19 protein-coding genes and 1 other annotated feature are annotated in these 24,063 nt (G+C 39.5%); of the genes, 15 read left to right on the top strand and 4 right to left on the bottom strand.

All coding sequences use genetic code 11. The features are described 5' to 3' along the window. Positions 1-220: 220 nt before the first annotated feature. The 9 genes from HMPREF3032_RS07005 to HMPREF3032_RS06965 all read left to right on the top strand — a co-directional run bounded on the left by HMPREF3032_RS07005 (position 221) and on the right by HMPREF3032_RS06965 (position 12,513). A complete protein-coding gene (locus tag HMPREF3032_RS07005; protein ID WP_062403414.1) occupies positions 221-1,774 on the top strand; it encodes a ClC family H(+)/Cl(-) exchange transporter in 1,554 nt (517 codons plus the stop codon). Between the two features lie 219 nt (positions 1,775-1,993). Further along, positions 1,994-2,569: a MogA/MoaB family molybdenum cofactor biosynthesis protein gene (locus HMPREF3032_RS07000; protein WP_072270774.1), complete on the top strand. Its 576-nt coding sequence runs from the start codon at positions 1,994-1,996 to the stop codon at positions 2,567-2,569. A 283-nt stretch (positions 2,570-2,852) separates the two neighbouring features. Then, a complete protein-coding gene (locus HMPREF3032_RS06995; protein WP_009354140.1) occupies positions 2,853-3,485 on the top strand; it encodes a DUF47 domain-containing protein in 633 nt (210 codons plus the stop codon). Then, positions 3,478-4,476, top strand: coding sequence for an inorganic phosphate transporter (locus tag HMPREF3032_RS06990; RefSeq protein WP_009354128.1), 999 nt, complete (start codon positions 3,478-3,480; stop codon positions 4,474-4,476). The genes HMPREF3032_RS06995 and HMPREF3032_RS06990 overlap by 8 nt, the downstream gene beginning before the upstream one ends. 185 nt (positions 4,477-4,661) lie before the next feature. Beyond that, the gene (locus HMPREF3032_RS06985) at positions 4,662-5,105 is read left to right on the top strand and encodes an RrF2 family transcriptional regulator (protein ID WP_009354142.1); all 444 of its coding nucleotides are present in this window, start codon (positions 4,662-4,664) and stop codon (positions 5,103-5,105) included. Positions 5,106-5,132: 27 nt separating this feature from the next. Beyond that, the gene (locus tag HMPREF3032_RS06980; protein ID WP_082717814.1) at positions 5,133-6,518 is read left to right on the top strand and encodes a cytochrome ubiquinol oxidase subunit I; all 1,386 of its coding nucleotides are present in this window, start codon (positions 5,133-5,135) and stop codon (positions 6,516-6,518) included. After that, positions 6,509-7,528 (top strand): cytochrome d ubiquinol oxidase subunit II, encoded by a 1,020-nt coding sequence (gene cydB, locus HMPREF3032_RS06975; RefSeq protein WP_062403412.1) that lies wholly within the window; start codon positions 6,509-6,511, stop codon positions 7,526-7,528. Before HMPREF3032_RS06980 ends, cydB begins: the two co-directional genes overlap by 10 nt. Before the next feature lie 91 nt (positions 7,529-7,619). Beyond that, positions 7,620-11,249, top strand: a complete 3,630-nt coding sequence (gene cydD, locus HMPREF3032_RS06970) for a thiol reductant ABC exporter subunit CydD (protein ID WP_062403409.1) — start codon at positions 7,620-7,622, stop codon at positions 11,247-11,249. A gap of 106 nt (positions 11,250-11,355) precedes the next feature. Further along, on the top strand, positions 11,356-12,513 hold the full coding sequence (locus HMPREF3032_RS06965) for a hypothetical protein (protein WP_009354136.1): 1,158 nt from the start codon (positions 11,356-11,358) through the stop codon (positions 12,511-12,513). Between the two features lie 443 nt (positions 12,514-12,956). Here the strand turns inward: HMPREF3032_RS06965 and HMPREF3032_RS07610 are convergent, their stop codons facing one another. Together HMPREF3032_RS07610 and HMPREF3032_RS06955 are read right to left on the bottom strand one after the other, a co-directional pair. Beyond that, entirely contained in the window at positions 12,957-13,310 is a 354-nt protein-coding gene (locus HMPREF3032_RS07610) for a hypothetical protein (RefSeq protein WP_127010938.1), read from the bottom strand. Between the two features lie 37 nt (positions 13,311-13,347). Further along, a complete protein-coding gene (locus HMPREF3032_RS06955) occupies positions 13,348-14,280 on the bottom strand; it encodes a LysR family transcriptional regulator (RefSeq protein ID WP_062403403.1) in 933 nt (310 codons plus the stop codon). A 424-nt stretch (positions 14,281-14,704) separates the two neighbouring features. On the opposite strand from HMPREF3032_RS06955, the gene nifJ reads away from it, so the two are divergent. The 5 genes from nifJ to HMPREF3032_RS06930 all read left to right on the top strand — a co-directional run bounded on the left by nifJ (position 14,705) and on the right by HMPREF3032_RS06930 (position 20,069). Beyond that, entirely contained in the window at positions 14,705-18,253 is a 3,549-nt protein-coding gene (gene nifJ / locus HMPREF3032_RS06950) for a pyruvate:ferredoxin (flavodoxin) oxidoreductase (protein ID WP_062403400.1), read from the top strand. 189 nt (positions 18,254-18,442) lie between these two features. Further along, positions 18,443-18,552, top strand: a sequence feature (ribosomal protein L20 leader region). Positions 18,553-18,557: 5 nt separating this feature from the next. Further along, entirely contained in the window at positions 18,558-19,082 is a 525-nt protein-coding gene (gene infC, locus HMPREF3032_RS06945; protein WP_009354125.1) for a translation initiation factor IF-3, read from the top strand. A gap of 11 nt (positions 19,083-19,093) precedes the next feature. Further along, positions 19,094-19,291: a 50S ribosomal protein L35 gene (gene rpmI / locus HMPREF3032_RS06940; protein WP_009354135.1), complete on the top strand. Its 198-nt coding sequence runs from the start codon at positions 19,094-19,096 to the stop codon at positions 19,289-19,291. Between the two features lie 47 nt (positions 19,292-19,338). Next, positions 19,339-19,689 (top strand): 50S ribosomal protein L20, encoded by a 351-nt coding sequence (gene rplT, locus HMPREF3032_RS06935; protein WP_009354133.1) that lies wholly within the window; start codon positions 19,339-19,341, stop codon positions 19,687-19,689. Between the two features lie 122 nt (positions 19,690-19,811). Next, positions 19,812-20,069, top strand: coding sequence for a hypothetical protein (locus HMPREF3032_RS06930; RefSeq protein WP_062403397.1), 258 nt, complete (start codon positions 19,812-19,814; stop codon positions 20,067-20,069). Positions 20,070-20,202: 133 nt separating this feature from the next. Here HMPREF3032_RS06930 and HMPREF3032_RS06925 read toward each other — a convergent pair whose 3' ends face one another. Next, entirely contained in the window at positions 20,203-21,759 is a 1,557-nt protein-coding gene (locus tag HMPREF3032_RS06925; RefSeq protein ID WP_062403394.1) for a putative polysaccharide biosynthesis protein, read from the bottom strand. A gap of 199 nt (positions 21,760-21,958) precedes the next feature. On the opposite strand from HMPREF3032_RS06925, the gene fba reads away from it, so the two are divergent. Beyond that, on the top strand, positions 21,959-22,888 hold the full coding sequence (fba, locus tag HMPREF3032_RS06920) for a class II fructose-1,6-bisphosphate aldolase (protein WP_062403391.1): 930 nt from the start codon (positions 21,959-21,961) through the stop codon (positions 22,886-22,888). Positions 22,889-22,937: 49 nt separating this feature from the next. Here fba and HMPREF3032_RS06915 read toward each other — a convergent pair whose 3' ends face one another. Continuing rightward, positions 22,938-23,801 carry an RluA family pseudouridine synthase gene (locus tag HMPREF3032_RS06915; RefSeq protein WP_062403388.1) on the bottom strand — a complete coding sequence of 288 codons (864 nt, stop codon included), beginning with the start codon at positions 23,799-23,801 and terminating at the stop codon, positions 22,938-22,940. Between the last annotated feature and the right edge of the window lie 262 nt (positions 23,802-24,063).

The raw sequence follows: 24,063 nt of genomic DNA, 5'->3' as shown, positions 1-24,063 counted from the left end.
AGCATCGCTTAGTTCCTGGCGTAAGATTTTAAAGCCTGAAGGGCGAATAAAACCCACAGCTAGGAACACATAGGAAGTTGCAAATGATGATGTACAAGGAGAGCCCTTTCCAGCCAATATAGAACAACATATGTGAAATAATGAAGATAATTTTACATAATGACAAATCAATCGTAACCTTGTATACTATATCTATTATTAAGGTAACTAAGGTGATAATATGATACATACTACACGTAATAATATTTTCAAAAAACCTAAAATAGAATTTTTTAATACCTTTGATCGTGAGGAATTTCTCCTATTAATTGTAAAAGGTATAGTCATAGGAATTGCAGCCGGCATAATTGGTTCCGCTTTCAGATATATCATTCACTGGGGCAATGAATATCGCCACGAATTTATGGCGACGGCAACGATGGAACAAATCGTGATTTGGGCGATGATTATGATGGTTCTTGGCTGGGGTTGTCACTTATTACTCAAGTGGGCACCCTTGTCTGGAGGTTCAGGAATACCTCAAATTGAAGGAGAAATGAAGGGGATTTTTAATATGAATCCTTTTCCTACGTTGGTATCTAAATTTTTTGGTGGTGCTTTTACAGGTATCGTAGGATTTTCTGTTGGGCGCGAAGGGCCTTCTGTGCAATTGGGTGGAGCTACAGGAAAACTCTTGTCGAATTGGTTTGGTAGCTCGTTACGTGAGGAGCGAATTTTAACATCTGCAGGGGCGGCAGCAGGTTTGACAGCGGCTTTTAGTGCACCAGTATCAGGAGCTATCTTTGTATTTGAAGAAGTGCATAAAAGTTTTTATCCTAAGCTTGTGATTCCTACATTTTCTGCTACCATATCATCTAACTTAATTACATCTTTAGTATTTGGATTAACACCGTCATTGGGATTTTCTGTTATGGAAAGTATTCCTATTGAGTATTTCACAACACTTTTCATATTAGGAGTTGCTGTGGGATGCTTTGGAGTTATTTTCAATCGTATGATTGTAGGAGTGAAGGGAATATACGATAGACTACCCATATCTAGAGGGTGGAAAATTTCTTTAACATTTCTTGGGGTAACTCTATTGGGCATAGATTCACAAATGCTGCTAGGTGGTGGTAATGATGTAGTGACCATGATGGTTGCTCATCAACAGACATTACAAGTATTGCTATACATTGTGATAGGTAAAATTGTGTTAACTTCTATTTGTTATGGTAATGGTGCACAAGGTGGTATATTTCTACCGATGGTTGTAATTGGATCAGCAGTGGGGGCATTGATGCATAGTATATTAGTAGAATTACACATGCTACCGAATGCCTTTGGAAGTAGTTTTATCATTTGTGGTATGGCAGGTATGTTAGCAGCCTCTATGCGAACTCCATTGTTAGCTATATTATTGGTACTAGAAATGACAAATAGCTTTCACAGTATTTACCAAGTAGGTACTGTAGCCATTATTGCTTATTTAACGGCTGAATTTATGAAAGAATTACCAATTTATGATAATTTATTACTTCGTATGAGCCAAGGCATTGTAGGAGCAGAAGAAGAGCAAACATTTTTCCAAACTCGTCTATCAGTCGTTTGCCCCTATGTAGAAACGATGCTGAAAGATATTGATATGCCAAGAGGATCTATGATTGTCAGCATTGATCGAGGAGGACAACCGATTGTACCAGTGGCCACAACAGTATTACAGTGTGGAGACGAACTATATGTGTCCTGTACAAAAGGTCAGTTAAAAGAAGTAAAAGAATTTTTTGGTCTTTAACATTTCTTATGGAGTTACGATAGGAGATATGCTACTATACATATAGGTACTAGTTGGAGTATTAAAACTTTGAAAGATGGCACATAATTAGTTACTATACTGTATTAGAAGCTATCTGAGAAACGTTTTCTAGTATGTTGGTTCCAGCCTATTAAGAGTAATAGACTGGCTGATGATTTTATATTAAATAGCATGTACTACAAAGAAAGGACCATACATATGGCAATGATGGAATTTACAGACCGCCCCCTAACAGTAGCGGTGATTACAGTGTCTGATACAAGAACAAAAGAGACAGATAAAGGTGGGGCCCGAGTTGAAGAATTAGCTCGCGAGGCTGGATTTGAGGTGGTATCTCGTCAAATTGTGACAGATACAATTGATGAGATTCAAGGAGCCATTCATCAGGCTTTCACTGGCAATTATGATGAAGAAGTTCTAGTTTTTGATACTTCCACAAATAATGCTGTACGAGCTTGGACTTATGAGAGCAATGTCAGTGGTGCAGATATTATTATTAGCACTGGAGGCACTGGTATTGCCAAACGTGATGTATCCATCGAAGCAGTGCAACCCTTATTGGATAAAGAAATTCCAGGGTTTGGCGAGTTATTTCGTTTTTTAAGCTACCGTGATGATATTGGAACGAAAGCGTTGGCATCTCGTGCTATTGGCGGGGTAAAAGATCATACGATTTTATTTGCTATTCCAGGATCAGTAGGGGCTGTTACACTAGCCATGAAAGAATTGATTTTACCGGAAGTTAAACATTTAAAGCGAGAATTAATTAAATAGTGGATTGCGATAGCTATCTTTAGTAACTATGTATTATAGTAGTGCTAAGATAGCTATTTTTGTTGCGCCCATAGATGTGATGTAAAGATAGTAAAGCAAAGCGGCAACAGATAGAAATCTTCTAAAAAATAGGCAATTATAATAATAGAGATATCTAAATGAATAGCATTATGTATTAAAAGTAAAAAATGTATATAGGCTTTTGTAATTTGTATGCACAAGTGAATGGTAACGTGCTATAATGGAATTATCTAAATTACATAGTAAGTTATTGGAGGAAGTAATGGCTTTCAATTTAAAAGGAAAAGAAGAAAAGTTTTTCAGTATGCTCAATGACCATGCTGAGTTATGTCATGAGGCAGCACAATTGATGCAAGATGTGTTTGAAGGAGAAGTGGAGAAGCGAGAAGCTCTTCGTGAAATTGAACAAAAGGAACATGAGGCAGATGAATTGGTAGCGGCTACTATGGACCGTTTGCGTAAAACATTTATTACGCCAATGGATCGTGAAGACATTCAACTTTTGATTGATCAATTAGATAACACGATTGATAATATTAAAGAAATCATGGATAAAATGGTAATGTATCAAGTGCAAAGCGAACCAACTGCAGGAGCAATCCGTATGGCAGAAATCGTAGCTAAATGTTGCAAACACATTAAAAAATCTATTTCTTATATGGGGAGTTTAAAAAAGAACTATCTGAAAGTAGAAGGTCGTGCGTTAGAGGTGTTGCGTTTAGAAGCAGAGGCAGATGATATTTATCATGTGGAAATGGCGAAACTTTTTACAGAGTGCAGTGACCCTATTGAAATCATTAAGTGGAAGGAAATTCTTAGCTCCATGGAAGACGTTATTGATGGATCTGAGACTTTGGTAGGAACATTCCGCCGGGTAGTATTAAAGTATGCTTGATGGTTGGGTGATATGGGCCGTCGTTTTGCTCGCATTGGCCTTTGACTATATAAATGGATTCCATGATACTGCTAATGCAATTGCCACATCAGTATCTACTCGAGCCATAGCGCCAAAGACGGCTGTTATGATGGCAGCCACGTTAAACTTTTTGGGAGCTATGGTGAGTACGGGCGTTGCTAAAACGATTGGTGGAGATATTGTTACAGCCCCAGAGATGATTAACGGAGAAATTATTGTTGCAGCTCTTGTAGGTGCTATTTTCTGGAACCTCTTAACTTGGTGGTATGGGATTCCAAGCTCTTCTTCCCATGCCTTAATTGGTGGTATCATTGGTGCTGTGTTGATTTCTGTAGGCCCTGAAGCTCTGCAAGCTGGTGGGATTGGTAAGATTTTTATTTCTTTGGTAGCATCTCCTATTCTAGCGCTAGTATTGGGCTATATTGTTATGAAAATACTGCTAATCCTATTTGGACGATTTTCGCCAATTATCTTAAATGATCGATTTCGGAATATGCAATTAGTATCTGCGGCCTTAATGTCGTTTTCGCATGGATCTAATGATGCACAAAAAGCGATGGGCATAATTACGTTAACCTTAGTAGCTAGTGGACATTTACAAACCTTAGATGTACCTATTTGGGTTAAAATTGCCTGTGCTACAGCAATGGCATTAGGTACAGCAGCAGGTGGTTGGAAAATTATTGCTACTGTAGGTAGTAAAATTTTTAAATTAGAAAGTATTAATGGATTTGCAGCTGATTTGAACTCTGCTATTACTATTTTTACAGCTACATTATTGCATTTACCAGTATCTACTACACATGTTGTGAGTGGATCTATTATGGGGGTAGGTACAGCCATGCGTGTAAGAGCGGTTAACTGGAGCACTGCAAGGTCTATGGTATTTGCTTGGTTTATTACGATACCATTATCTGCAGGTGTATCTGCACTAGCTTATGTGATTATTGATACATTAGCACATATATAAAAAATGAAGAAGTTGTGAAGAAATAGGTTGCAACATTCTCAATAATTTCTTATAATAGAAACAAGAGATGCTCGAACGCTTTTGCACTCGAGCATTTTTTTGCAAGCTTAAAGTATACCTAAGTAGTGTACTTTTGATGACGGATAGAGTTTTATGAAGGATAGATAACAAAAGAGGAGGACTCATTGAAATTTAATCAAGCGACAGACTATGCATTTCGTATTCTTTTATATATGTCTACATTACCTTTTGGTACTCGTAAGGTAGGCTCAGAGTTAGCGCGTACTAGCAAGATTCCTGAACGATTTCTACTAAAAATTATGAGATATTTAGTGAATGCAAAATTATTGCACTCTTACCGAGGCGTAGATGGTGGATTTACATTGGCCAAAAAGCCTAAAGATATTAGTTTGTATGATGTGGTAACAGCGGTAGAAGGAGACACATATTTACAACATTGTTTATATGACTCTGAAAGTTGCTCTCGTGGCTGCCATGGTCAATGCGCCGTACAAGAGGCAGTTGGTAAAATTCAAGCTGTACTAATACAAGAGTTAAAAAATGTTGATTTCGAAACGTTAGCAAAACGTGAGCGTTCGATTCAAATATCATTGCACCATGTGGTATAAATTGTATTCAAGTGAGGAGGAATTAACATGATGGATGCAGTCTTGTTAGCTCGTTTTCAATTTGCATTGACAACGATCTATCATTGGCTCTTCGTTCCGTTTACGCTAGGTATGACAGTATTAGTAGCAATACTAGAAATTACTTATGTGCGTACGAAAAACGAAGTGTACAAAAAAATGGCAAAGTTTTGGGGAAAATTATTCTTAATTAACTTTGCAATGGGTGTTGTAACAGGTATCGTTCAAGAGTTCCATTTTGGAATGAACTGGGCGGAATACTCTCGCTTCATGGGAGATATCTTCGGAGCTCCTTTGGCGTTAGAAGCCTTAACAGCCTTTTTCTTAGAGTCCACTTTTATGGGGGCTTGGATTTTTGGTTGGGATAAATTATCCCCTAAAGCACATGCATTTGTAGCAGTGTTGGTAGCTATCGGAAGTAACTTATCCGCATTCTGGATTTTAGTAGCGAACTCATTTATGCAACATCCAGTTGGATATGCACTTCGTAATGGCCGTGCAGAAATGGATTCCTTTGCGGCTATCCTACAAAATGGGTATTTACCAGGTCAATATTTGCACATCTTTACAGATGGTATCTTAACAGCAGGTGTTATCATTGCTTCTGTTAGTGCATGGCATTTATTGAAGAATAATCACGTAGATTTTTACTCTAAATCTATTAAGTTTGGTTTAGGTGCAGCAGTAATTGGTGGTTTATTAGTTAGTGGCGCAGGTCACTTCCAAGGCCAAACAGTAGCCAAATTACAACCAATGAAAGTAGCTGCTTTTGAAGCATTGTGGGAAACACATGATCCAGCTCCATTTGCTATCGTTGCTGGCATTGACCAAGATGGCAAAAAGAACAATTTTGAAATTGGTGTACCAGGGGCGCTATCCTTTGTAGTTCATGATTCTTTCAAAGGCGAAGTAAAAGGTATCAATGACCTTCAAAAAGAAGCAGAACTAAAACACGGTGCAGGCGATTATGTGCCACATGTAACATCTATGTTCTGGTCTTTCCGTGTGATGATTTTAGCAGGTATCTTGATGCTTGTTACATCTATCGTAGGTTACTACTTGCATATGAAAGGCAAATTGCTTAATAACAAAGCAGCCTTAAAAGCGATTTATCATATGTTAGCCCTTCCATTCATTGCGAACTCCACAGGCTGGTATGTAGCAGAAGCGGGTCGTCAACCTTGGCTTGTATATGGCTTACAAAAAACGGCGGATGGTGCATCTAAAGTGGTAACAGCCCCAGAAATCTGGACAACAATTATCGGTTTTACAGCTGTATACGTAGTCATGGCAATTGCCGCAATCTACTTGGCAGTCAAACATATTCAAGCGGGGCCAGCGGGTAACCCAGCTCATGATGTGGTTGAACAAGAGGAGGCTACATTATGGAAATAATTACAAATAACTTAGAATTAATTTGGTTCATCTTAGTAGGTGTTTTATTTACGGGATTCTTTATTTTAGAAGGTCTTGACTATGGTGTAGGCATGTGGCTCCCATTCTTGGGTAAAACAGACCGTGAACGCCGCCAATTAATCAATACTATCGGTCCTGTATGGGACGGTAACCAAGTATGGATGCTCACCGCTGGTGGTGCTATGTTTGCATCCTTCCCACAAGTATATGCTACCTTATTCAGTGGTTTCTACTTGGCATTGTTCTTGATGTTAGCAGCGTTAATCGCTCGTGGGGTATCTTTTGACTTCCGCAGTAAAGATAAAAGCCCAACATGGCGTGCTGCTTTCGACTGGTGCATTTTCTTTGGATCTGCTATCCCAGCACTTCTTTGGGGTGTTACAGTAGGTAACTTGATCCAAGGTACACCTATCGATAAAGATATGAACTTTGTAGGTGGGTTCTTAGATTTATTGAGCGTATACACGATTCTTTGTGGCGTTGCCTTCGTGTGCGTATTCTTGTACCATGGTGCTTTATATGCATCCGTGAAAACAACAGGGGACATCTCTGAACGCGCTCGTGCAGCTGCATTAGTAGAAGGTGTGATTACAGCAGTAGGTGCGTTGGTATTGGTAGGAGCTACCTATGTATACACAGACCTATTCAACAGCACATTAGCTACCGTAGCATTTGCATTAGCTATTCTTAGCTTCTTAGTATCTTGGGGCTTTACACGTGCTCGCCAAACAGGTAAAGGTTTCGTGTTCAGTGCATTGACAATTCTATTTGTAACCCTTGCGTACTTTGCAGGATTGTTCCCTCGTATCATGGTATCTAGCATTGATCCAGCGTACAGCTTAACAATCATGAATGCTGCATCCTCTACGTATACATTAACATTGATGACAATCGTAGCGTGCATCTTCGTACCAATCGTATTGGCGTACCAAGCATGGGCATACTACTATTTCCGTCATCGTGTTACACAAGATGACTTACACTATTAATCTATAGTGATTTTAAAAGGGGCGTGATTACACGTCCCTTTTCTTGCATATGATAAGAATCGACTAACACGTATTCTGGAAAGGAGGTCCGATGATTCATCCCTTTGCTTGGCAATTAGTGAAATTGCATCCTCGTTCCTATGGAGGATTACTATTGTTTACCTTGCTTGGCACGGTAGCAACGTTAGGGCAAGCATATGCTTTTGCTTGTATTATTGATAGGCTAGTAGTACAAGGTGGAGATATATCTTTTGATTATATACTAGGATTAATGTTAATGATTTTTCTACGTATGGTTTGTACCCATGGAGAGCAGTGGTTGCGAGATCATATTGCAAGTGCAGTTCATGAGGACCTACGCAATCGTGTGCTACACCATATGTTATCTCAAGGGGTACGTCAATCCGAGAGTGCTGGTTCTATCACACATATATTGACTGATGGGTTAGATCATGTAGATGCTTATATGAGTCAATATATTCCACAAGCATTATATGCTGTATTGATTCCACTTATATTGTCTATTGCTATTATTAATTCTATCTCTTGGATTGGTTGGATTTTATTGCTAACCTACCCTTTGATTCCTTTTTTTATGATTCTCATTGGTAAGGAAGCAGATAAACTAAATAAGCAGCAATGGGAACGAATGCAATTCTTAGGAGGACATTTCCTTGACGTATTACAAGGTTTAACAACACTGAAAGTATTTGGTCGTGCCAAAGAACAGATTCATGTGATAGGTCGTTTATCTGGAGAGTTTCGCGATGCTACATTAAAGGTATTGCGTATCGCCTTTTTGTCTGCCTTAGTGTTAGAATTAATCGGTACAATAAGTACAGCCATGATTGCTGTCTACTTAGGGGTATCCTTAGTATATGGGGAAGTAGAGTTTTTACCAGCTTTCTTTATTTTGCTACTAGCATCAGATTTCTATGCTCCCCTACGACAGTTGGGATCTGCATTTCATACGGGTTTATCAGGTAAAGTGAGCCTTACAGCAGTGGAGGAGTATGTAACATCAGGTGTAGAAGTAATTCATACAGGTCAGAAAACACTTAAGGATCCGATTCAAACTATTGAGTTTCGGGATGTGGCATACGAATATGAAGAAGATCATGTAGGCTTAGCCACTTTTACAGGTGTATTGGAACGTGGCCGTTCTTATATGCTAGTTGGTGAAAGTGGAGCGGGTAAAACTACTATATCTAATGTGCTCATGCAATTATTAACGCCTTCTAAGGGCCAAGTGACCGTAGATGGTTATGATTTACAAACCTTAGACAGTCAATGGTACCATGAGCAGATTGCGTATCTTAGTCAAACCCCATATATTATGAGTGGTACCTTACGGGAGAACTTACAATTTGGATTACCGGCGACTGATGAAACCTTATGGCAGGTTCTAGAACAAGTACAGCTAGCTGACTTTGTAGCTACTTTACCAAAGGGATTAGATACATTGATTGGAGAAGGTGGCTATGGATTGTCCGGTGGACAACGCCAACGATTAGCTTTAGGACGAACCTTGTTACGACCAGCACAAATCCTTATTCTTGACGAAGTAACAGCTCATTTAGATGTGGAAACTGAGCATCTAATCATGCAGGTATTGCATCAGTATGGGCAAGATAAAATCGTCTTGTATGTGGGGCATCGTGTGCAAACTATGAAGTATGTGGACATTTTATTTGTGATGCAAGAAGGGCGATTAGTAGAAGCTGGTAGTTATAGAGACTTAATCGTACAAAATGGATATTTTACATCCCTAGTGAATACCTATAGTAATCCTGTGATGCGGAAGGTAGTGGAGGAGACACTAAAGTCTGAATCCCCTAATCCAGCATTAGGAGCAGACTATAGCAGTGGCGATACATCGTACGATATAGTGCAACAAGTTGAAATAGAAGCGTTACATAATACACATGCATCGAATGTTAAAGAGCATAATACCATGGGAAATACGCAACAGAATATCCGCCGAGGCTTATGGTCACTCTGGAAGTTACTATCTGGGCATAAAGCCTTGCTAGTGGGTAGTGTAGTTTTTGCTATGGCTACAGTGCTCATGAATATTGGTTTACTTACTACGTCCACATGGCTCATAACGAAAGCCTCAGAGCATCCCCTATTAGTGGTGTTGAGCTTGGCCATTGTAGGAGTACGATTCTTTGGGATTAGCCGTGCCATTTGTCGGTATGGGGAACGTTATGTGTCGCATTCTATGGCTTTCCAAGGGTTATACGAATTGCGCATTGCCTTCTTTAAAAGACTAGAACCATTGGTGCCACGTATCTTTCAATCTATGAAAATGGGGGACCTCCTAGGACGGATTATGGCAGATATTGAGACATTACAGTTCTTTTATTTGCGTACCTTAGTACCTAGTTTGTCATTCCTCGTTGTTACAGTGCTAGGCTGTATCATAGGATACCAATTGCATCCGATAGTAGCTATGGTGATTGCATTGTACAGTATTCTTGTAGGCGTAGTGCTGCCAATGATCATTACCTATGTGCTACGGCAAGTACCACCTATGCGATTACATACAAGAGGGCGTATGAAAGAGGAACTCATCGAATCTATTCATGGTGTGGTAGATATTATTATGAGTCATCAAGAAAAACGATTTGTACAGTCTATGAAAGCATCTTTTCGTGATTTTGATGGTTGGCAGAGTCTATGGAATCGTGGCATTCGTTGGAATCAGACTATCCTCTTAGGGTTAGCACAATCTGCCTTATTAGTAGGGATTATTGTTGGCCTATGGGTAATTGATGGCATTACCTACGGACCGCTATGGGTGGCGGTTATCGCTATTGGATTGCAGTCCTACTTTGAAACCTTACAACCTATGACAGAAGCATCCTTGCATGGCTATGAAAGCGCTTTAGCTATGGAGCGATTGGAACAGCTAGACGATCGATCAGGACAGGAGAAAACATCATTAGAAAGCATGAACCATCAGAGTTCCATAGACGTGGATAAAACAGTATCTCCGATGATTCGTATGCAAGCTCTATCCTTTGCTTATGATGTACTGCCTATTTACGAGGAATTAGAATTGTCCATTCAAAAAGGTGAGAAAGTAGCTATTGTAGGTCCTAGTGGGTCCGGTAAAAGCACATTGTTTGCACTGTTACAAGGATGGTATGCATACAGTGGTACTATCTTTATTGATGGAGTTGATACAAGGGCACTTTCAGAGGAAGAATTGCAATCGTATATGGCATATGCTACCCAAGATATCTATATATTCCATGCTACAATTGGCGATAACATCCGATTGGCTAAGCCGAGTGCTACAGATGAAGACATTTGGCAAGCCTTAGAAGCGGTGCAATTGGCGGACTGGGTACGGACATTACCAAAAGGTTTGCGCACCATGGTCGGTCAAGGGGGCATGGGTCTCAGTGGTGGACAACGACAACGCCTTGGTATGGCACGCTTGTATTTACGTGATGCAGAGATTTTGCTTTTGGATGAGCCACTAGAAGGATTAGATCAAGTCACAAGGCACTTGGTACAAGATCAGTTGAGTACTTTGTTCCAAGGAAAAACTGTATTATACATTACACACCATATCGAACAACTTCATGAAATGGATCGTATTGTATTCTTAGAAGATGGACGCATTGTGGAAAGTGGAACTTATGAACGCTTATTAGCTTTACAAGGTCGATTCTACGAATACCATCGATTGAGCATGGAACGCATTTAGTATAGGTGGGGCTTTTCTTTCATTTGTAAGGGGACTATGATATAATTGTGATAACTATGAAAGTGTATCACTTAGATTCAGATAACCTACTAGATAGGAGATATATATGGGACAATTAGTTACAAAGCTGTTGAAATTAGCCAATACTGTAACTACACAAACACATATAGAAGCCCCACGTTTACCAGAGCAACTAGAAGATGGAAATACGCTGTACGATCATCGTATGCTATCCATTGAGGAAGAAGCGGTGAACCGTAAGATGCGATCTGTGGTGCGTAATCATTGGTTCTTTCATTCCATTATTTTTGAATTTGAACCAAACAATAAGGTATTCATGAATGTCATCACGAAATTGGGGAATGTCATCAATGTAGAATTTGATATTGATGATATTTGGTTTGATGATTATACATCTACCATTCAGCTTAAATTAGATGTAGCCAATGTAGATATGGGTGGTTTATTTTTAAATATCATTACTCATATTTTGGGAAATTGGAGTTTGCATGTATTAGGGATGTTTTTTAATCCTTTCAGCATCGGTGATGATACATCATCTATGCGTTTAGAAAAGAAAGGTATTATTCGATTTGACTTGTCACCGGATAGCCCTGTACGAGAGTTTATTCCTTGGCCACAGCGACCAAAAGATAGCGTAGGGCCGGTGCTATTAACAGCCATCAGATCGGGACAATCTGTGCTGCAAGTGGAGTATTATGCATTCCATCAGAAGTTAGAAACCTATTTAGCTCCTGAAATGCCGGTAAAAACGAACTGGGTTCGATCCATTGACATGGCGGCAGCTTTGTTAATGCCCATAGGGGTTTGGGTGAGCTTTATTATCTTGAACCATTATTTACCACATGAAGAGCTACAGGACTTTTCTTTCTCTACGTATTTCTTTATTTCCTTGAGCATTTTGCTATTCAGTTTTGTGGTCATGAATATTCCTCGTTATATTTACATGTATTTTGAAACGAGGAAAAAATGGCAATCTGTATTTGTGAGCAATAATATTAAGATCCAGATGCGACGATTACAACGACGTATTGCTATGCAGAAGCAGGCTTTAGAGAATGATAAAAATGTTATGAAACGACAAGAACACATCGTGGAAATGTTGATGCAAATACGAGATAAACGATTCTTGGCACATCGATTGAAAGTGGCTGATGAAGACCGGGATCGGAAACAAAAAGTAAAGTTTATCATAGCCTATGTGCTGTGTACGTTCCTCGAATGGATGCTCCTTATACACTAAGCACTGATGTATTTTGGGTGGGAGGGGGATATATGTCTGTAAAAAACATGCTGCCGCAAATTGTTTTTTACAGACATATATCCCCCTTTTTTATACAGTCAGTGCTAAGGTAGGCGTCACATGGGAGGATGCTGTCGCAAATTGTTTTTATGTCTCACATATCCCTCCTTTTCAAATGTAGTAAGTGCTGAGGTAGGCATCGCAAAGGAGTATGCTACAGTAAATTGTTTTTATGTCTCACATATCCCTCTTTTTCAAATGTAGTAAGTGCTGAGGTAGGCGTCGCAATGGAGTGTGCTGCCGCAAATTATTTTTTACTCCCATATATCCCCCTCTTTTTATACAGTCAGTGCTGAGGTAGGTGTCGCAAGGGAGTATGCAGTAGTAAATGGAATATAAAAAGGACTGTACTTAGTGTTGATGCACTTGGTACAGTCCTTTGTTTATTTTTTAACGTCTGGGACGTTGGTTGGGTTTGCTTTGAATGGTGTTTTCACCGGTGTTGATTTGCTTGGTTCTGGGGCCTCGATGTTAGGATGTTCCCACTCTAGTTGCATGATGCGGAACTGGTGTTGGTTGGCGAAACGTTTGAGCTGCCAGTTGTCACGTTCTAGTTCTTTTAGTCGATCTCCGTGAGAGTTACTGATGTTTTCTAGGTTGGTCAAGCGATAATGAAAGGTATCACTGTGTTCCATGGTATGCTCTGTGTCAACTCGTTCTTTCAGAGCGTTGATTTCTAGTTGTTGTGACACCATCCAATAGGTTGTGCTTAGCACGTAGAGGATAATCCAGAACACTGGCCTCTTTAGGAGAGGGCCTACTTTCAGAAGCAGATTACTCAGCTGTTTCATCATGGGTGTCGCCAGGAATCAATGGCAAGCGCGCCATCACAAAGTCTAACCATAAGCGGGAAGCATGAGATAGGTAATGTCCTTTTTTCCAAATAACGTGTAAAGTATGCATAATTTCAGGATTTACTAAAGGACGTACCACAACGCTAGATCCTACTTTTGTATTTTCATCTTCCGTAGGGCATAGACGACTAGGTAATAAAGCGATTGCTAAGTGAGCGGCTACGGTTTGTAACATCAAATCGCGTTGGCTAGTTTCAAATACAATATGTGGTTGGAAGCCAACAGACTTACAAGATTTTACAATTTCATCATGAAGGTTAAAATCATCTTTATGTAACACAAAAGATTGATCTGCTAATTGATCAAGAGAAATAGATTCTTCTAAGGCTAATGGATTATCTTTTGGTAAAATAACGCTTAAAGGATCACTCGTTAAATAGAATGAGTCAAATTCTTTTGAATTTGGTTTTGTACAGATAATCCCAACATCGATAAGACCTTCTTGGACAGAAATTTCTATTTTTTTAGAACCATGTTCATATAACTCTAATTCGATTTGAGGATAGGTTTGTTTAAACTCACCTAATAATTGTGCAAAGATTGGAGCGTCTGTAACTGGTGGTAAACCAATTAATACAGAACCTTGTTCTAAGCGGAATTCGTTTTCGAAATCGATTTTTAAATGTTCAAACATGAATACAACACGTTTCGCATGCGTTAAAAAGATGGTGCCGCCATCAGTCATTTCAACAGATTTTGCATTACGAATGAATAACACAACACCTAGCTCGTCTTCTAATGCTTTTATAGTACGACTAATAGCAGATTGTGAAATGTGAAGATTTCTTGCGACCTTGCTGAAACTTTTTTGATCCGCTACTTCTACGAAGTATTTTAAGTGATGAAAGTCCATAATGCACCTCTTAAATATGGTAATAACAAAAGCCCTCTTTTTTAGTATGCTATTTGAGCAATAAAGCATGTGTAAATGTAAATTGATAATCGCATAATTAGCAATGGATATAGTGTATATGGTATTGCGAAGTTCTCGTTCTCAATGTATAATGAAACCATAAGGCTATATCAATTTGTTCAAGAAGTAGAGTTACTACTTCACAAATTTGCAAAGAGGTACTATATAACTTATATATTATTACATTTTTGCAACATATGCAATCTTTTTAGAAATAAATGATTCATATTTCAAAAAACATTTTGATACTCAAGAGGGGAGGACTCATCCTGCGAGTGCACGGACAAGAGTCTATATACATCCCCCTATTTTGTATGTAACTACAAGTGTTAATTTTTATTTGCTTTAAGGAGGCTATTTTAACATGCGTAAAATGAAAACTATGGACGGCAACCAAGCTGCAGCACACGTAGCGTATGGTTTCTCTGAAGTGGCAGCTATTTACCCAATCACACCATCTTCTCCAATGCCAGAACATGTGGATGAATGGGCAGGACAAGGTCGTAAAAACTTGTTTGGTCATACTGTACAGGTTGTTGAAATGCAATCCGAAGCCGGCGCTGCAGCAGCAGTTCACGGTTCTTTACAAGCGGGCGCATTGACAACTACGTTCACATCTTCTCAAGGTCTATTATTAATGTTGCCTAACTTGTACAAAGTGTCTGGTGAGTTACTTCCAGGTGTATTCCACGTAGCAGCTCGTGCTATCGCAGCGCAAGCATTGTCTATCTTTGGTGACCATCAAGACGTTATGGCAGCTCGTGCTGCTGGTTGTGCTATGTTAGCAGAATCCTCTGTACAAGAAGTTATGGATCTTGCTCCAGTTGCGCATTTAACAGCGTTAAAAACACGCGTTCCTTTCATCAACTTCTTCGACGGTTTCCGTACTTCTCACGAAATCCAAAAAATCGAAGTATTAGAATATGATGAATTAAAACCTTTAGTGGACCAAGAAGCGTTAGAAGCATTCCGTCAACGTGCGTTGAACCCAGATGCTCCTGTAACTCGTGGTACTGCTGAAAACCCTGATATCTACTTCCAACATCGTGAAGCTTCTAACCCATTCTACTTAGAAGTTCCAAATGTAGTAGAACATTACATGCATGAAATCAACAAAATCACTGGTCGTAACTACCAATTGTTCAACTACTATGGTGATGAAGATGCAACTGACGTAATCGTAACAATGGGCTCCTCTGCACAAGTAGCTACTGAAACTGTAGATTACTTACGTGCACAAGGCCGTAAAGTTGGTTTCGTACAAGTTCACTTATTCCGTCCATTCGCGACAGATCGTTTTGTAGCGGCTCTTCCAAAAACTGTAGAACGCGTCGCAGTATTAGACCGTACAAAAGAACCAGGTGCGTTAGCTGAACCTTTATTCTTAGACGTTCAAGCAGCACTTGTTCAACACAATATTAATGCTAAAGTATTCGGCGGTCGTTATGGTCTTTCTTCTAAAGACGTAATCCCAGCTGACCTTGTAGCAGTATTCGATAACATGTTAGCAGAAGCTGGCAAACGTTTCTTCACATTGGGTATCAATGACGATGTAACTAACTTGTCCTTAAACCGTGCTGAAGGCGTATCCGTAAAAACTGAAGGTTTAACTGGATGTAAATTCTGGGGATTCGGTTCTGATGGAACTGTAGGTGCTAATAAATCTGCTATCAAAATCATCGGTGACCATACAGATATGTATGCACAAGCATACTTCGACTATGACTCCAAAAAATCTGGTGGTGTGACAATGTCTCACTTACGTTTTGGTAAAAATCCAATCAACAAACCATACTTGGTAACTGAACCAGAATTTATCGCTTGTCATCGTCAATCTTATGTTCATGAATATGATCTTCTTCGTGGTATTAAAAAAGGCGGTACATTCTTATTGAACTGTACTTGGTCTCCAGAAGAGTTAGCAGAAAAATTACCAGCAAAACTTCGCCGTACAATTGCTGAAAAAGAATTGAACTTCTACATCATCAATGCAGCGAAAATTGCAGCTGAAATTGGTTTGGGTGGCCGTATCAACATGGTTACACAAGCTGCGTTCTTCAAATTAACTGAAGATACAATCATTCCTATCGACAAAGCAGTTGAGTACTTAAAAGACTCCATTGAAAAAACATATGGTAAAAAAGGTGCCGACGTTGTTGCAATGAACAACAAAGCTGTTGATGAAGGCGTTGGGGCTCTTGTAAAAGTGGAAGTTCCAGCAGCATGGAAAGATGCAAAAGATTCTGAAGATACTTTCGAAAAATCTTCTTGCACAACTTGCCCAAGCTATGTGGCTAACATTGCAAAACCTGTTAATGCACAAGCTGGTTATGATTTACCAGTATCCGCTTTCACAGGCTATGAAGATGGTACATTACCTTCTGGTACTGCAGCATTTGAAAAACGTGGTGCCGCTTTATTCGTTCCTCACTGGATCAAAGAAAACTGTATCCAATGTAACCAATGTTCCTTCGTATGTCCACATGCGACTATCCGTCCTGTATTAGCGACAGCAGAAGAAGCAGCAGCAGGTCCTGAAAACTTTGAAACAATTCCAGAAATGATGACTAAAGGTGAATTGCAATTCCGTATTGCAGTATCTCCATTAGACTGCTTAGGTTGCGGTAACTGTGTAAACATTTGTCCAGCCCCTAAAGGAAAAGCAATCGAAATGCGCCCTATCGATGGCGAATTAGAATTTGCTCCAGCTTGGGATTATGGTGTAGCATTACCAACTAAATCTCACCCAATGAAACAAGAAACTGTAAAAGGTTCCCAATTCAAAACTCCATTGCTTGAGTTCTCCGGTGCTTGCGCAGGTTGTGGTGAAACTCCATATGCTAAATTGATTACTCAATTGTTCGGTGACCGTATGATGATTGCTAATGCAACAGGTTGTTCCTCCATTTGGGGTGCATCTATGCCGGCATCTCCATACACTAAAAACCAACAAGGCCAAGGTCCTGCATGGGCTAACTCCTTATTCGAGGATAATGCTGAGTTTGGTTACGGTATGTTCATCGGTACTGAAAAAATCCGTACACAATTAGCTGAAACTGTAGCTTCCATCGCTGAAACTGCTGATGAAGCAACTAAGCAAGTTCTTGACTTATGGTTAGAAAAACGTCTTCAAGGCGAAGGTACTCGTGACCGCGCTAAAGCTGTGATCGATGCTCTTTCCAAAGTAGAACAAACAGAAGCTGTAAAAGAAGTATTAGCTAAAAAACAATACCTTGTAAAACGTTCCCAATGGATCTTCGGTGGTGACGGTTGGGCATACGATATCGGTTTCGGTGGCCTTGACCATGTATTGGCTTCCGGCGAAGACGTTAACGTATTCGTATTCGATACAGAAGTATACTCCAACACTGGCGGTCAAGCATCTAAATCTACTCGCGTAGGTGCGGTTGCTCAATTCGCTGCACAAGGTAAACGTACAAACAAAAAAGACCTTGGCATGATTGCTATGACATATGGTAACATCTATGTGGCTCAAGTTGGTATGGGTGCTGACATGAACCAATTGATGAAAGCATTAGCAGAAGCTGAAGCATATCCAGGTCCATCCCTAATCATCGCTTACGCTCCATGTATCAACCATGGTATTAAAGGTGGTATGGGTAATGCACAAGCTGAAACTAAACAAGCTGTTGCATCCGGTTACTGGGATCTATACCGTTATAACCCAGCATTAAAAGCACAAGGCAAAAATCCATTCAGCCTTGATTCCAAAGAACCTGATTACGAATTATTCGATTCCTTCTTAGGAAAAGAAGTTCGTTACACATCTTTGGGTAAAGCAGTTCCTGCAATGAGCAAAGAATTGTTAGAAATCAACAAACAATTAGCTAAAGAACGCCGTCAATCCTATGTTCGTTTACAAAAAGGTTTTGAAGACGAATTACAAGGCTAATCAATAGCGAACGTAATATGGAAAGGCTCTCCTTCGGGAGGGCCTTTTTATCAGTTTGTATGAAGGTAAATTTCTTTTATAATATGATGGTAATTTTACAAAGTATATTGTTGGAAAGTTGCAGATAATATATAAATTTAAAGGGAGAATTCTTGACAAATAAGAATTAATAGCGTATACTAATTAGGTATTAACAAGTAGAAACCATCCGTTTCTCACCTGATGTCATGAAATGTTGGGTACAGATAGTTATAAACTATGCTCGGGTGGCCTTGTGCCATCCGATTTTTTTATCCCTTTGGAGGTGACTAGTATTAGCAAAGATACACCGCGTATTAATGAAGAAATCCGTGCTCGCGAAGTTCGTGTCGTAAGTGCAGATAATGATCAGTTAGGTATTATGTCTGTTCGTGATGCTTTAGCTATGGCAGAAGAACAACATTTAGATCTAGTAGAAGTAGCCCCTAATGGTAAACCACCAGTTTGTCGCATTATGAACTATGGTAAATACCGTTATGAGCAACAAAAACGCGAAAAAGAAGCAAAGAAGAAGCAAAAAACTTTCACATTGAAAGAAGTTAAGCTTCGTCCTCACATCGAAGATCATGATTTTTATGTAAAACTTAAAAATGCAGCTAAATTCTTAGGTGATGGTAATAAAGTTAAGGTAACGATCATGTTCCGCGGTCGTGAATTGAGCCACCCAGAATTGGGGCTTAATGTGCTGACTCGTTTTGCTGGTGAATTAACTGACCAAGCGGTTGTTGAAAAAGAAGCGAAACTAGAAGGCCGAAACATGACAATGATTTTAGCTAAAAAAGGTAATTAGGAGGAAGAATAATGCCAAAGATTAAAACTCGTCGCGCAGCGGCTAAACGTTTCCAAGTAACAGGTAGTGGTGAATTCAAACGTGCAAAAGCTTTCAAAAGCCATATCTTAGAGAAAAAATCTCCAGCACGTAAACGTAATCTTCGTAAAGCTACATTGGTTAGCAAATCTGACTACAAACGCGTAGTGAAATGCTTACCATACGCATAAGATGCAAATATTTTAGTAACATATAACGATATTGGAGGAATACAATAATGGCAAGAGTAAAAACAGGCGTAACAGCGCATGCACGTCATAAAAAAATCTTAAAATTAGCTAAAGGTTACCGCGGTACACGTTCTCGCTTATTCAAAAAAGCAAACGAATCCGTAATGAAAGCATTATACTATGCTCGTCGTGATCGTCGTGCTAAAAAACGTGAGTTCCGTAAATTATGGATCGCTCGTATCAATGCAGCAAGCCGTATGAATGGTTTATCCTACAGCCGTTTCATCGCTGGTTTAACAAAAGCTGGTGTGGAAATCAACCGTAAAATGTTGGCTGACTTGGCAGTACATGATGCAGCTGCATTCGCGAAATTAGTAGAAATTGCTAAAAACGCGTAAAATAAATAGATAATGACCTATATAATAGGTTGTGTATAGAAGAACAGTCCTTTTGGGCTGTTCTTTTTATAATTAATGAGGTTAATTAACTATATAATACACTAGTAAGGAGAAAGGTAATTATGTTAATTAAGTACGATAAATATGAAGAAGGAAGTATGAAAAGAAGACTTTGCGCGGCGGTCAATCTTTTTGCGTATGTATTTATAATTGTTTTTGGACTAAGTTTTGTAAATATGGGGATTGGTTTATTTTCACATGGACATTTATATGGAGTCAAAGAAGTTTTTTTTCAATCTTTATTTATAGCTTGCGTATTACCTGCAATAGGACTTGTGTTAGGTTTTATTGGTGATATTATAGAGAAGTTGAAAAAGTGAATGCATAGCACTAACTTTTAGATAAGATAGTTTTAGCTAATAATTTATATAAATTATAAGGTCATTTATTGTAAATGGGGATAGCTTATAATGCTATCCCCATTAAATTTTGTATATATACAATTATATGGTATTATCTAAAGAATCGTCCCACCACAGGTAATCGAGCTCCATCGTTTTTATTTAAGCCTTTCAGTACAATCATGATAGCTACATAGATGAGTGCACCTATAATAGCGGTGATCATAATGTTAAAGAAGGTAGGGATATTTCCTTGTAAGAGTGGATAAAAATAGTACATGGCTACGCCCATGATAGAGGCGGAGATAATATTTTTTCCTAACAAGATAAGGTCGATAAAGTATCCTGTGTGACGATGAATCCAGATGAGATTCAATAGAGCAGCAAAACCAATATCGGCTACAGTAGCGTAAGCAGCGCCGCCAATACCTAAGGCAGGGATAGCTGTTAACTCCCAGTTTAAGATGACTTTTACAATGGCTGCGATTCCCATGTTGATGACAGGAATACGTGGTTTTCCCAAACCTTGCAAGATACCTGTCGTCACTTGGTGAAGACCTAAAAAGAAGATGGCCCACGCTAAGATTTGCGTTGCTTCGGCTGCACGTGGTGCGTTATAAATAGTGGATACCACTGGTTCTGCCAAAACGTATAGCATCACCGTGAAAGGAATCGTTGCTACGAAGGTTAACCGCATAGAACCTGCCGTGCGATAGTAGACTTGTTTTATATCTTTAATGGATACAGCATTGGAAACAGCTGGCACAATGCTTGTGGCAATGGCCGCCGTAATGATGGTTGCCAAGTTGATAAGAGGCACTGCCATGCCTGATAAATACCCATATAGCTCCGTAGCTTCATGGAGCGGATACCCGATATCGATCAATCGCCGTGGGATAATCGCTACATCTAACATGGCTACAATAGGCAGCATCATGCTAGCTAAAGCAATAGGAATAGACAAGTTGATTAAACGACGAATGATAGACTTGGAACTTTCAGGTGGTTCTGTAGTTATCATCGGTTCGTCTAATTGTTTTGGTAGGCGATAGTAATAGTACATGAGTACCACTAAGGCACCGACCGCTCCTATACCAGCGCCTAGGCTAGCCCCACCGGCAGCTACATCTAATCCATAAGGGAGTAAAATGTATGCAGCTCCAAGCATGACCACCACACGCAGTAATTGTTCTACGATTTGGCTGATCGCCGTAGGAGTCATCATTTGCCATCCTTGTAAGTAGCCTCGATAGCAAGAAATGAGGGTGACGAAGAAGACTGCTGGTGATAGAGCAATTAAAGAATAGTAGGCTCTTGGGTCTGTAATGAAATTAATGTCAATAAGCCATTGGGCAGAACCGTAGACGGCAATACTGAACAATAGGCCGAGGACAAATAGCATTTTAAAAGAAATGGAAAAAACCTTCTGGGCTCCTAATACATCATATTTTGCTAATTTTTCCGCGGTCATAATGGAAATGGCAATAGGGATTCCTGCGCTGGATAGCTGCAGAGCCAATAAGTACGCTGGAAATGCCATTTGGTAGATACCGATACCTTCACCACTGAGAACACGGGATAAAAAAATCCAGTTCAAGCTACCAATAGCTTTTACCACAAACCCCGCAATCGTCAAGATGAGTGTACCTTGTAAAAATCGATTAACCATGATATCTCCTATACTGAAAGATTCGATTGAATCTATGAAAGACTTACTTTTAATTGTACCATAGAATCAGTACTCTCTCAATAAGATTGACTACATTTGAGAACATAGATTTTTCTTGAATCGCTCTAATAGATACGGTATAATAACTATATATAGTCATTAATAATGTATTTAATTATATACTACAAGGAGGCCCATTATGCCATTAGTATCTACAAAAGAGATGTTTGAAAAAGCCTATGCTGGCGGCTATGCAATTGGTGCGTTCAATGTAAACGACATGGAAATTATCCAAGGTATTGTGGATGCGGCGAAAGTGGAGCAAGCACCATTGATTTTGCAAGTTTCTGCAGGAGCACGTAAATATGCAAAACCTGTGTACTTAACAAAACTGGTGGAAGCCGCTTTAATTGATACAGACCTTCCTATTGCTTTGCATTTGGATCATGGTGATGATTTTGAAATTTGTAAAGACTGCATCGATAGCGGATTTACTTCTGTTATGATTGATGGCTCTAAACATCCTTTTGAAAAAAATGTAGAATTGACAGCTCGTGTAGTGGAATATGCTCATAAACATGGCGTTGTAGTAGAAGGTGAGTTAGGTCGTTTAGCAGGTGTGGAAGATGACGTAAACGTTAGCGAGAAAGATGCGTTGTTTACCGATCCAGAGGAAGCCGCTGAATTCGTTCGTTTAACTGGCGTTGATTCCTTGGCGATTGCTATCGGTACAAGCCATGGTGCTTATAAATTTAAAGGCACTCCATACTTAGATTTTGGTCGTTTACAACGAGTAGGCGAATTATTACCGAACTTCCCAATCGTATTGCATGGGGCATCTTCTGTACCACAAGCATTCGTAGAAAAATGTAACTCTTTTGGTGGCGCTATTCCAGGTGCACAAGGGGTGCCTGAAGATATGCTTCGCAAAGCAGCCACAATGGCAGTGTGCAAAATTAATATCGACACAGACTTGCGCTTAGCGATGACTGCAAGCATTCGTGAAGTATTAGCAAACAATCCTGCTGAATTTGACCCTCGTAAATACTTGGGACCTGGCCGTGAGGCTATCCAAGCTATGGTGCAACATAAAATTAAAAATGTATTAGGTTGCAACAATAAAATTTAACTTGATTTGAGAAAAGCTGGCATGCTCTTAGGGTGTGTCAGTTTTTTTGTTATGGAATTTTATTAAAATACTCTGGTAATGGTGCTTGCAATGTGATCCACTCTTGTGTCATAGGATGGATAAAATGTAGTTCTGTGGCATGGAGGCATTGTTTGGTTTGCCACGTTAAGGAGCCTCCGTATAAATCATCGCCTGCGAGTGGGTATCCTAAAGCATTAAGGTGGACTCTAATCTGGTGAGTTCGTCCTGTGTGCAGATAACAGCGCACATGAGTATGATGTGGATGTTGTCGAACTACAGTTATATCTGTATGGGCAGGTTGCCCTAGTGGATGAGCACAACGTTCAATAATGCTACCCTCTAAGCGAGCAATAGGGAAATGAATGGATAACTTACTGACAGGAATAATACCATCGGTTATAGCATCGTATACTTTTTGGATGCATGAATGCTGCTTGGTGAAAGCATGTTGAACCAAGGCATTCTTAGCAATAATAACGAGACCAGAGGTGTCCTTATCTAGTCGATGGATGGGGTGAAAGCTAGCGTTCATACCTTGGTTTTCAAAGTATGCCAATACGCCGTTAGCAAGTGTATGGTATCTTTCAGAGGAAGTAGGATGCATAAGCATGCCTGCAGGTTTATTGATGACCAGCAGATGGTCGTCCTCAAAGACAATGTCTAAGTCCATAGGGGTAGGGTCGATGTGTGATGTTTTAGTGAGGTGAACTTTTACGGAATCACCTGGATGTAGTAAGGTATCCCAAGTGGCGGTTTTGTCATTCACAAGGAACGAGCCTTCACGACGAAGACGGCGACGCATAGCTTGTGATACTTTTTGCTCTCGGATAGCTTGATTCATGGAGCATGGAGCATGATCTAATGAAAGTGTGAAATATAAAATAGGTTGCATAGATGTCCTTGTAGTTGAGTAAATTATATATGTATCCAAATGTAGATTATATAATTTATCATATCATAGAAAGTGATAATATGGTCAATGATTACAAAAAATATATACATACTCTGTCGTATAGATAAAAGTCGTATATCGGCTTTTTTTATGTTCATATAATTCTTTTAGGAACTTTACCAATAACCACTGTTTATATCTAGCTAATTTCAACGTTTAGGAGTATAATGAGGTATACAAATGTCTATTCCTAATGGTAGTA

The sequence above is a fragment of the Veillonella sp. DNF00869 genome (assembly GCF_001553345.1).
Lineage (GTDB): Bacteria > Bacillota > Negativicutes > Veillonellales > Veillonellaceae > F0422.
The sequence above is the reverse complement of the archived record's forward strand: the minus strand, read 5'-3'. Positions and strand labels throughout refer to the sequence as shown.

Coding starts and splice junctions, on each gene's coding strand:
- HMPREF3032_RS07005 (WP_062403414.1), top strand. CDS start 221: ATGATACATACTACACGTAATAATATTTTCAAAAAACCTAAAATAGAA.
- HMPREF3032_RS07000 (WP_072270774.1), top strand. CDS start 1,994: ATGGCAATGATGGAATTTACAGACCGCCCCCTAACAGTAGCGGTGATT.
- HMPREF3032_RS06995 (WP_009354140.1), top strand. CDS start 2,853: ATGGCTTTCAATTTAAAAGGAAAAGAAGAAAAGTTTTTCAGTATGCTC.
- HMPREF3032_RS06990 (WP_009354128.1), top strand. CDS start 3,478: ATGCTTGATGGTTGGGTGATATGGGCCGTCGTTTTGCTCGCATTGGCC.
- HMPREF3032_RS06980 (WP_082717814.1), top strand. CDS start 5,133: ATGATGGATGCAGTCTTGTTAGCTCGTTTTCAATTTGCATTGACAACG.
- cydB (WP_062403412.1), top strand. CDS start 6,509: ATGGAAATAATTACAAATAACTTAGAATTAATTTGGTTCATCTTAGTA.
- cydD (WP_062403409.1), top strand. CDS start 7,620: ATGATTCATCCCTTTGCTTGGCAATTAGTGAAATTGCATCCTCGTTCC.
- HMPREF3032_RS06965 (WP_009354136.1), top strand. CDS start 11,356: ATGGGACAATTAGTTACAAAGCTGTTGAAATTAGCCAATACTGTAACT.
- HMPREF3032_RS06955 (WP_062403403.1), bottom strand. CDS start 14,280: ATGGACTTTCATCACTTAAAATACTTCGTAGAAGTAGCGGATCAAAAA.
- nifJ (WP_062403400.1), top strand. CDS start 14,705: ATGCGTAAAATGAAAACTATGGACGGCAACCAAGCTGCAGCACACGTA.
- rpmI (WP_009354135.1), top strand. CDS start 19,094: ATGCCAAAGATTAAAACTCGTCGCGCAGCGGCTAAACGTTTCCAAGTA.
- rplT (WP_009354133.1), top strand. CDS start 19,339: ATGGCAAGAGTAAAAACAGGCGTAACAGCGCATGCACGTCATAAAAAA.
- HMPREF3032_RS06930 (WP_062403397.1), top strand. CDS start 19,812: ATGTTAATTAAGTACGATAAATATGAAGAAGGAAGTATGAAAAGAAGA.
- HMPREF3032_RS06925 (WP_062403394.1), bottom strand. CDS start 21,759: ATGGTTAATCGATTTTTACAAGGTACACTCATCTTGACGATTGCGGGG.
- fba (WP_062403391.1), top strand. CDS start 21,959: ATGCCATTAGTATCTACAAAAGAGATGTTTGAAAAAGCCTATGCTGGC.
- HMPREF3032_RS06915 (WP_062403388.1), bottom strand. CDS start 23,801: ATGCAACCTATTTTATATTTCACACTTTCATTAGATCATGCTCCATGC.